This window comes from Bdellovibrio sp. ArHS (assembly GCF_000786105.1).
Lineage (GTDB): Bacteria > Bdellovibrionota > Bdellovibrionia > Bdellovibrionales > Bdellovibrionaceae > Bdellovibrio.
Genome location: NZ_JTEV01000001.1, coordinates 127,052 through 136,366, shown reverse-complemented (window position 1 = coordinate 136,366; position 9,315 = coordinate 127,052). Strand labels below are relative to the sequence as shown.

Annotated in this window: 8 protein-coding genes; 3 read left to right on the top strand and 5 right to left on the bottom strand. The window is 47.0% G+C overall.

Annotated features, from left to right (window positions below):
* The first annotated feature begins 396 nt into the window (after positions 1-396).
* Positions 397-588 (top strand): hypothetical protein, encoded by a 192-nt coding sequence (locus OM95_RS00665; RefSeq protein ID WP_291515397.1) that lies wholly within the window; start codon positions 397-399, stop codon positions 586-588.
* Here the strand turns inward: OM95_RS00665 and OM95_RS00660 are convergent.
* Together OM95_RS00660 and OM95_RS00655 are read right to left on the bottom strand one after the other, a co-directional pair.
* On the bottom strand, positions 585-2,081 hold the full coding sequence (locus OM95_RS00660; RefSeq protein WP_291515396.1) for a methyl-accepting chemotaxis protein: 1,497 nt from the start codon (positions 2,079-2,081) through the stop codon (positions 585-587). The genes OM95_RS00665 and OM95_RS00660 overlap by 4 nt on opposite strands.
* Before the next feature lie 203 nt (positions 2,082-2,284).
* Positions 2,285-2,962, bottom strand: coding sequence for a hypothetical protein (locus tag OM95_RS00655; RefSeq protein WP_041869152.1), 678 nt, complete (start codon positions 2,960-2,962; stop codon positions 2,285-2,287).
* Between the two features lie 116 nt (positions 2,963-3,078).
* Between OM95_RS00655 and OM95_RS00650 the strand changes: the two genes are divergently transcribed.
* Positions 3,079-3,417 carry an FKBP-type peptidyl-prolyl cis-trans isomerase gene (locus tag OM95_RS00650; protein WP_041869149.1) on the top strand — a complete coding sequence of 113 codons (339 nt, stop codon included), beginning with the start codon at positions 3,079-3,081 and terminating at the stop codon, positions 3,415-3,417.
* Positions 3,418-3,452: 35 nt separating this feature from the next.
* Complete coding sequence (locus tag OM95_RS00645) at positions 3,453-4,415, top strand: NADP-dependent oxidoreductase (RefSeq protein WP_041869147.1); 963 nt, start codon at positions 3,453-3,455, stop codon at positions 4,413-4,415.
* 45 nt (positions 4,416-4,460) lie between these two features.
* Here OM95_RS00645 and OM95_RS00640 read toward each other — a convergent pair whose 3' ends face one another.
* From OM95_RS00640 to OM95_RS00630, 3 genes are read right to left on the bottom strand one after another with little or no spacing between them, the layout of a single operon-like run.
* Complete coding sequence (locus OM95_RS00640; protein ID WP_041869146.1) at positions 4,461-5,711, bottom strand: TolC family protein; 1,251 nt, start codon at positions 5,709-5,711, stop codon at positions 4,461-4,463.
* A gap of 8 nt (positions 5,712-5,719) precedes the next feature.
* Positions 5,720-6,127 (bottom strand): hypothetical protein, encoded by a 408-nt coding sequence (locus OM95_RS00635; protein ID WP_041869143.1) that lies wholly within the window; start codon positions 6,125-6,127, stop codon positions 5,720-5,722.
* A 12-nt stretch (positions 6,128-6,139) separates the two neighbouring features.
* Positions 6,140-9,262: an efflux RND transporter permease subunit gene (locus OM95_RS00630; protein WP_041869140.1), complete on the bottom strand. Its 3,123-nt coding sequence runs from the start codon at positions 9,260-9,262 to the stop codon at positions 6,140-6,142.
* Positions 9,263-9,315: the final 53 nt, after the last annotated feature.

Here is a 9,315-nt window from a genome sequence, read left to right as displayed (position 1 = left end):
CTCAAGCAAACAACTAGCTTACGCTGTGTTTGTTCGAATTTATTTTTGAAATTGTGAATATTAATTGCTTAATATTCTAAGAGCCCAAAAATCTATCATTCTAGCTATTCAGTTTTCAAAGAGCGAAATCTTACTCGTCATTAATGTTTCATAGCGACGAGGTAGACGGTTGTATCGAAACCTTGCGGCCTTGTCAACACCCTAAAATCATTTTTCAAAAAATATTTTTAAAAAAAGATTCGTGTTTCCTCGCTTTAAAAAGCATCTGACTAAAACAATGAATACAAATCAATGGTTTAGCCCGTTGCCCTGTTTGGATAATTCACAAACGATCAGTGAGGAGGCTCGGTTTATAGTTGGATTTACCGGCCCATGCAAGCTTTTTTAATGCCTATAATGACGGCATTGATACATCACATCTTGCTGATGCTTTCAGCAAAATCAACCCTTTTGCCCAAAAAACCACCTAAAACAGGGCTTTTTGCTCAAAATCTCCGCAGTGTAGAATCTAAGGTTCAAAAAATATTTTTACAAAAAAAATTCTTAATCCCGGAAGGCGGGTACTTAACACCGCCTGATACCCATTAGACTTTCACAGATGCCGGAACCAAAGAGGACCTCCGTGCGTCCTCTTCTGAAACTCCACCACTCACAACTTTTTCAAGTGTGTCCACATTCCTTAGAAGCGATTGCGACTGCGCTGACAATTCCTCGGCGGCGGCAGCGGCCTCTTCTGAGACTGCGGCATTTTGCTGTGTCGTTTGATCGAGTTGATTCATGGCCTTGCCAATTTGCGTGATGCCGTTCGACTGCTCTTCGCTCGCAGTGGCCATCTCTTTATTTAAATCAGCGACCTTCTTAACGGCGTTGACGATCTCACCAAGAACCACACCACCTTGATTGGCCTGCTCGCTGCCGATGAGGATGCGCTCAACGCTGCCATTGATGAGAGCGGTGATGCTCTTTGCCGAGTCCGCGCTTCTTTGCGCCAGGTTTCGTACAGCCTCTGCCACCACGGCAAAGCCTTTTCCCTGCTCGCCGGCGCGCGCGGCTTCTACAGAGGCGTTTAGCGCCAAAAGGTTCGTCTGAAAGGCAATGTCATCAATAACTGAGGTGATTTCGGCAATCTTTTTTGAGTCTAAAGAAATCTCATGGATACTTTGAATGAGCGTTTTGATTTCAGCTTCACCCTTGATAGCGACGTCTCTGGTGGAGAGTGCGAGAGCCGCGGCCTGTTTTGAGTTTTCGCTATTCACCTTCACCATGGCGGTGAGTTCTTCCATCGTGGAAACCGTTTCTTCGAGAGATGCGGCTTGCTCTGAAGACGCCTGCGCCAACGATTGCGAAGAATTTGAAATCTGCCCGGCCGCATCTTCAACTTGGCGAGCACCTTCGGACAACTCTTGCGAGACCCGCCGTATCGAATTAGTCAAGGACACAGCCACGAACATACCTACTAGAAGACCTCCCCCCACTCCGATTCCAATAGTTAACATCATTAAGAGACTACTTTCCGAAGTAGTCTCTCGGGAGTCCTTAACCCAGTTCGCACCATTGTTATTATGAAAGCTTATCAGAGAACTAAAGTTTTTTGTATAATCCTCCGCAGCTTCGGGACAGTCCTTAAAAAAAATTTGATTCATTGCTGCCAGATCCTGAGGCGTGCCAGATTGATGGAGCTGTAAAACGCGCGCCCCAAGAGCTTTGAAGGAATTCCAAGACGCATCAACTTTTTCCCACAACTCTACTTCGCCTTGCAGGAATGGCTCAGCAAGATAAGCCTTTTTATATTTTTCATAATCATCCATATCATTCTTAACTTGCCGAACGAATCCATCACTTTGGGATTTAGTCAGGCCTTGGAGACCTAAACTGCGCAGACCGATGCGCACATTACGAAAACTCAGAAACATTCCATCCGCGTTTTGAACATTGGGTAGAACTTTCTGTGTTACCTTTTCATAGGTAAAGGCAATTTTCTTAGAACTCCAGTAAGCAATTCCACCCACTCCTATGGAGACCGAAGCCTGAAAGGCGCAGAGTAGCAATAATTTCGTTTTTAGTGATAATGATAGTCCCATTCGCATTTCCTCCTACGTACTACATGCTACTTAGAAGATCGGGAACGAGGGGACTCTGCTTGATGGCGGGGAGCAATTGTCACCAAAACGTTAAATTTTTAACAGCCAGGGCCTCAATACCATGGCCGCTTGGAAGAATTGTGTTGGATTAAGACACGTAGAAATTCTATTGTGAGGAAGTTTCACCCGTCTTTGGAAAACGACTAAGAGCCGCGCAGTTCGAGAGGGGTTTTATTGATCTCTTGATATATTTGATCAATCACGCGTCTTTTTAAGGGAGAGTTCTTGGAAGTCTCGCGGTACAACTTCGTGATCTGCTGATGGATCTTCTTTTTTGTTTCCCCAGAGAATTGATGGTAAGCGCTTTTTAACACCAACATGGACGTTGCCCCGAGCATTTCGTTTTGCAGCTGAATCCGGTCGTTGGACGGCAAAAGCTCACTGCATAATAGTTCCGTCACACTGCCTTTACAGAAATCGATATATTCCTGCCACTTCCCTTGCGCGAAGTCGGCAATTTCAGATTTTGTTAAGAGCGCACTTTGTTCTAACTGCTGATTAATCAAAGATTGATAAACGACATCATGGGCTTTGTTTCTATTGAAACCTTTAACTTCTGGGCCTCCCATCAACCTTTGCAGGCAGGCGCCCGCTACGTACTTCGTCAATAGATCGTCACTATCTTTGTAGGTTTCCACCAAACATCGCAACGGCTGCTGCATGTCCGCTTTTAGCCTTTCGGCGGAGGTCGCTTTTTTTGCCAAAGACAAAATGCGGTCCTGATACAAGTAAAGATCCTGTGCTTCGGTAGTAACACAGGCTTCATTTGCGAACCCCGAAATTGTGAAAAACAGGACAAGTGAAAGAATAAAGGTCTTCATCCTTCTAGGCTAAGAGTTGTCGCCACTTTTTCCAAGAGAAAATGCGTGTGGAGTGACAGAAGCGCCTTCTGCGGCGTTTTCTTGACTAGACTTAGCACCCCAAGTATCAATGCACCATGGACAATCAAGAACTCAAAATAACCGACACCTTTGTTGGCGCAGGTAAAGAAGCCGTCAAAGGAGCCCTTTTAATTTGTCAATACGAAGGATTTCTGGAAGACGGGACGAAATTTGATTCTTCCTTCGACCATGGCCGCCCCTTTGAATTTGTCATTGGCGCAAAACGGGTCATTAAAGGTTGGGATATAGGACTCTTGGGAATGCGTGAGGGTGGAAAACGCACGCTGTTTGTACCTGCCCACCTAGGGTACGGGGATCGCAGCAAAGGCAAAATTCCGCCGAACTCAAATTTGATTTTTCACGTGGAGCTTCTGGAGGCTCGCCCTCGCGAGTAGATATTCCTATACTGATGGCAATCAGTGAGGTGTCTATGAATTCGCCCCAAAGCATGCATACTATTTCCATCAATCATTTTGGCGGACCTGAAGAGTTGCGACTTCAGGATCTTCCGATTCCCCGTCTTGCCAATGACGAAATTCTTATCCAGATTGCCTACGCGGGCGTCGGGCCCTGGGACCCTAAAGAACTGCATGGGGAATTCGAACAGTACAAATCAGAAGAGTCGCATTTTCCCTATATTCTAGGCTCAGAAGGTGCTGGAACGGTCGCGGCGATCGGCAGCGAGGTGAAGAGATTTAAAGTGGGCGATAAAGTTTACGCCTCTGGCTTTCTTAATCCTAAAGGTGGCTTCTATGCCGAGTATGCCGCCATTAATGAGAGCCTCGCGTTCCCTCTTCCGAAAAACCTTTCCTTCGAACAAGCTGCTGTCATGGCTGGCGTCGGTGTAACGGCCCTCCGGGGACTGCAGGACATTCTCAATATTCAACCCGGGCAAAGTATTCTTATTTTTGGTGCCAGTGGCGGCATTGGACATGTCGCCGTGCAATTGGCTAAACAGATGAAAGCAAAAGTGCTTGCGGTGGCCTCGGGTCAAGACGGTGTAGAACTTGCTAAAAATTTAGGGGCTGACGAGTCCTTGGATGGTCATGCGGAAAACCTTGTGGACCGGATAAAGGAAAAGGCCCCTCAAGGCGTGGATGCCATCCTTTTCACCGCAGGTGGAAAGGATGTGAATAAACTGTTTGTGTGTTTAAAACCCGACGGCATAGCTGCGGCCCCGAATGGCGTGGACATCCCCATGGCTTCCGTCCCTTTGGTTAAAACCTATGATGGTGATCCGGATGAGGACATTCTTCACCGATTCCATCGCATGATAGACACGGGCCGTTTTACAATCCATGTTGCGAAAATTTTTCCTCTGGAAAAAGCGGCCGAAGCACATCAGGCGTTGAGCGAACATCACTTGGGTAAACTAGCTCTGAAAATTCATTAACTAAAAAAGCACCTGTGGTAAAAACCGCAGGTGCTTTGCAGAAAATCACTTCAAAGAGTGCAACGCCAATTGGGCGGAATAAAGGGTGTTGAACTCGCGATTGATCTCAGCGTATCTCTTTTGCGCTTCGATATACTTCTCGGTTGCCTCCAGAACATCCGGCGAGTTTTTGACTCCACGCGAATACTCTTTTAACGTCGCATCCAAATAGGCTTGCGAAGCCTTGATGTTTTCCTCGGCATCATGAACGAAGGAATGCAGCGTTTTTAAACTATCCAAAATAGATTCTTGCTCTATTTCTGTCTGCTTAAACAGGTATTCCAGCTCTTTGGCCTTTGCCGCAGATTCTTTTTGCAAACTGCCGCGTTCCACGGAAGCATTGAGCGCTTTTCCTAAAGACCAGGACGCTTTGATACCGAAATAAGATTCCTTTCTTTCGGCTACTGAGACCGCGTCTTCTTCGCGTTGATTCGGTTCCGCATACCCCGCGTAAGCGTCAATGGATGGCAAATACCCAGACTTCAACTGCTTTTTACGTGCCTCAGTCAATTCAACTTCGACTCGCGCCTTGTTGACGCCGGGAATATCCGAAGTCTTCAACGGTTGAATGTTGATTTCCCAATCATGGACGTGATGAAAAGGCCCTTGCGGAAGCACACCCTCGTTTTTCCCTAAAGCCGCCCCCAGTTGTTTAGAAAGACTGCGTATCTCTTTCTCGATCAACGCGGCCTCTTGTTTGATGAGGGAGATCTTCATTTGAAACTCCAACCGATCTGTACTAGTAGCAATTCCAGAACTAATTCGGCGATTGGCTTCGGTTAAATTCTTCTGCGACAACTGCAAATGCGCCTCTAAAGATTTTTTTACTTCCAACTTAAAGACCAGCGTCCAATAAAGTTCATAGGCCTTTTGCAGCTCCGCTCTTAACGCCTCCGCAGCCTCTGCCGAGGCCGCCTTGGTCTCTAATTCGCGCACCCGCTCTTCACCAGAGTCTTCGCCGCCACGGAAAAGATTCATTTGCGCTTCCACTTTCCAAGCGGACTGCGTGTCGTTCAAATCGCTGCCTACTTTAAAGGTCTCTTGCGAGACTTCCGCGGCCACGTCCGGCAAAAAAGACCGAGTAAAAAAACCTTCTCGGTCTTTTTTGGCTTCCGTCTTTTGTTTCATGGCTTCAACAGCGGGATTTTTCGTTTTGACGAGTTCTTCAATTTTTTCGAAGGAAATCGTTTCTGCCGCTATGGATGGCACGCCAACTCCCAATGAGAGCGCTAAAACCAGATAAAATGTGAGATTCATATCGTCCTCTATTTTTTTGGTTCGACGTTGAACTTCAACGCGTCGTCGTGACCGGTAGCGGAATCAACGATCTGCACGGTCAGAGTGTAACGATGCGAACCCTTCGCATCGAAATGAGTCTCTAGCATATTTCCTTGCGCTTTGAATTCTAAAGACTCTTTCTTCTTATTACGGGGAAGCTCCGCTGTGAGTTTAATTTTAAAACGTGAGGCTTCGGCGGGCTTTAAATCCTTCGAGTACAGATAAATCTTGAGATCACTTCCTTTAGAAACCACTTCCACATGTGACTCTTCTAAAGACTTTATAACTCCCCCTTTGGGGGCTTGCACCGCCCCAGGGGCATCATGATCATGTCCTTCGTGAGAAAATGCGGGTAAAGACAAAGACAAAACAAGTGTTAAGATCCATTTTTTCATTTCTTTTTTCCTTTATAAAATTTCCGATTTATCTTCTTGAATATACTTTTCTGCCGATTTCCTTCCGAAACGGTAGAAAATCGTCGGAGTTAAAACGATGTCGATCATTGTTGCCGTCACGAGTCCTCCGACAATCACCACGGCTACGGGGTGCAGGATCTCACTGCCGGGCTGACCTTTCGCAAAAACCAAAGGCAGCAATGCCAATGAGGCCACAGAGGCTGTCATCATGACGGGCACTAGTCGCTCTTGAGAACCTCTGATAATCATTTCTTTGGAAAAGGCTTCGCCCTCATATTTCATCAAGTGCAGATAGTGCGAGATCATCATAATACCATTTCGCGAAGCCACTCCGCAAAGAGTGATGAAGCCGACAAGACTGGCCACGGTGATAATACGATCTGTAAAAAACAACAGGATGATTCCGCCGATGAATGCGAAGGGAATCGTTGTCATGATTTGCGCCGTGATCGTCTTGGATTTAAAGTGCGAGTACAGAACCAGAATGATTCCCACCAAAGAGATCAAACCAAAAAGAAGAATTTTTTGGGTGGCTTTTTGCTGGCTTTCAAATTGCCCGCCGTAAACCACATAGTATCCCTCGGGCATCTGAACTTTCTTTTCAACCCGGCTGCGAATTTCAGCGATCAAACTGCCCAGGTCGCGTTTGTTGGCATTCGCGGAAATCACAATACGGCGCTGGCTGTTTTCACGATTGATCTCGTTAGGTCCTGTGGATTCATACACGTCGGCCACCTGCTCTAACAAAACCTTTCTTCCGTCGGGCATTGTTTTGATTACCGTCTTTTGCATTTGCTCCATGGTTTGTTTTGAGCTGTCATCGAAACGATAGAACACATCATACACACGCGTGCCGTCCATGACTTGCGCTACCGACTCTCCGTTGAACGCTCCTTCAAGCAAGGACGTGATTTCTCCGGGACTCATGCCATAGCGGGCGGCCTCTTCACGCAGAACGTGAATTTTCACTTGAGGAATGAGGCCTTGACTTTCGATTCGCAAATCTACAAGTCCAGGCGTCCCTTCTAGAGCTTCTTTTAGCTCCGCTGCTTTTTCCCGCAACGTCGTGAGGTCAGGTCCAAAAATTTTGATCGCGATGGCGGCGTTCACCCCTGAGAGCATGTGATCGATAAGATGGCCAATCGGCTGTCCGATGTTCACCGCCAATCCGGGAAGTCCGTTGCTAAGGTTCTCGCGAATCTCGGCAATCACCACTTCCTTGGCGCGACCCTGAGCATGAAAATCCACATCCATTTCACTGACATTCACCCCCATGGCGTGTTCATCCAACTCGGCCCGCCCGGTGCGACGTGATACCGACTTAACCTCGGGCGTTTTCATAATGAGAGCTTCTGCTTTATTTCCGTATTCATTGGATTGCTGCAGACTGGTCCCCGGCGGCGCACTGACACTGATCATCGCCGTGCCTTCGTTAAACTGAGGTAAAAAATCCTTCCCCATGAAAGGCAGAAGGCTTATCGAGACCACAACCAAGGCTAAGGTTGCTCCCAGAACCAGGTTTGAGCGCGGAAGAGCCCACTCCAAAATCTGGCGGTCCCACTTCTTCAGCTTTTGCACAAAGCGCGTGTCCTGGTGCTCTTTCAGATGAACGGCCCCCAGGAAGTACGAAGCCAAAACCGGTGTCACGGTCAGTGAAACGATCAAAGAGGCCATCAGGGCCGTCAGATAAGCGATGGCCAAAGGCGTAAACAGACGCCCTTCTAGACCTGATAAGTTAAAGAGCGGCAGAAACACCATCACAATAATAATGGTCGCCAAAACAATAGAGTTTCGGACCTCTGAAGAGGCTTCATACACCACTTTAAGGGTGCCGCGGGGCTGAGCGAGCTTGGCATTTTCCCGCAGTCTGCGGAAAACATTTTCGACGTCGACGATGGAGTCATCCACCAGTTCACCGATCGCAATGGCTAAACCACCCAAGGTCATTGTATTCACCGAAAGACCAAACCACTTGAAAACCAAAGCCGTCGTTAAGAACGACACGGGGATGGCCGTTAAGGTAATCAAGGACATACGTAAATTGGAAAGAAAAATAAACAGCACGACAAAAACCAAGATCGTGCCCCATTTCAACTTGCCTTGAATACCTTGAATTGAGGTCTCGATAAAACGAGCTTGTTTAAAGACATCGGTGTTGATCATCAAACCTTTAGGAAGTGAAGGTTTGATCTCTTCCATGGCTTTTTCAATGTTTCTGGTAATCTGAACCGTATCGGCCCCGGGCTGTTTCTGAACAGTCATGACCACGGATGGTTTTCCCATGAAGCTGCCTTCGCCCCGTTTTATTTTTGGAGCCTCAACAACCTCGCCAACATCTTTTACAAAAATCGGTCGACCGAAATGCAGGCCAATTTTTGTGTTTTTAATGTCATCCAGTGTTTCGACAACCCCGATATTTCGGACCAAAAACTCTTGCTGATCTTTTTCAAGAAAACCGCCCGTTGTATTCTGACTGATCTGAGCAAGTTCCTTGTCAATCTGCTCTAAACTAATCTGATAGGTATTAATTTTCTTTGCAGACAGCAGAATCTGGTATTGTTTAAGTCCGCCACCAATGGAAATAACTTGCGCCACTCCAGGAATCGTCATCAGACGAGGGCGGATCACCCACTCGGCGATATTGCGAACCTCCATGGGATTGAGAGAAGCGTCCTCCGAGTACAGAGCTATTTGCTGAATCTGTCCCATCAAAGAAGAAATCGGCCCCATTGTCGGCGAAATGTCTTTAGGGAGTTGTTCTTTGGCCAAAGCCAACTTTTCTTGCACCAGTTGGCGATTGCGATAAATGTCCGTACTCCATTCAAACTCAACATAGATCGCAGAAAGTCCAATACCGGATTGAGAACGAATTCGCTCTACCCCCGGAAGTCCATTCAGATAAGACTCGATAGGAAAAGTGACGCGGGTCTCGACCTCTTCAGGCGCCATACCATGAGCTTCAGTCATAATTGTTACGGTCGGCTTATTGATATCTGGAAAAACATCGATCGGGAGCTGACTCACGGTCAAGGCTCCATAGACAACGATCAGCGCTGTTGCCGCGACGACGAGCAACCGATGGTTCAAAGCGAACCTAATAATAGCGTTTAACATGCGATAACCTCAGTTTCGCGAAAGATTTTTAAATAAGATTCTGTGGGCAGTGT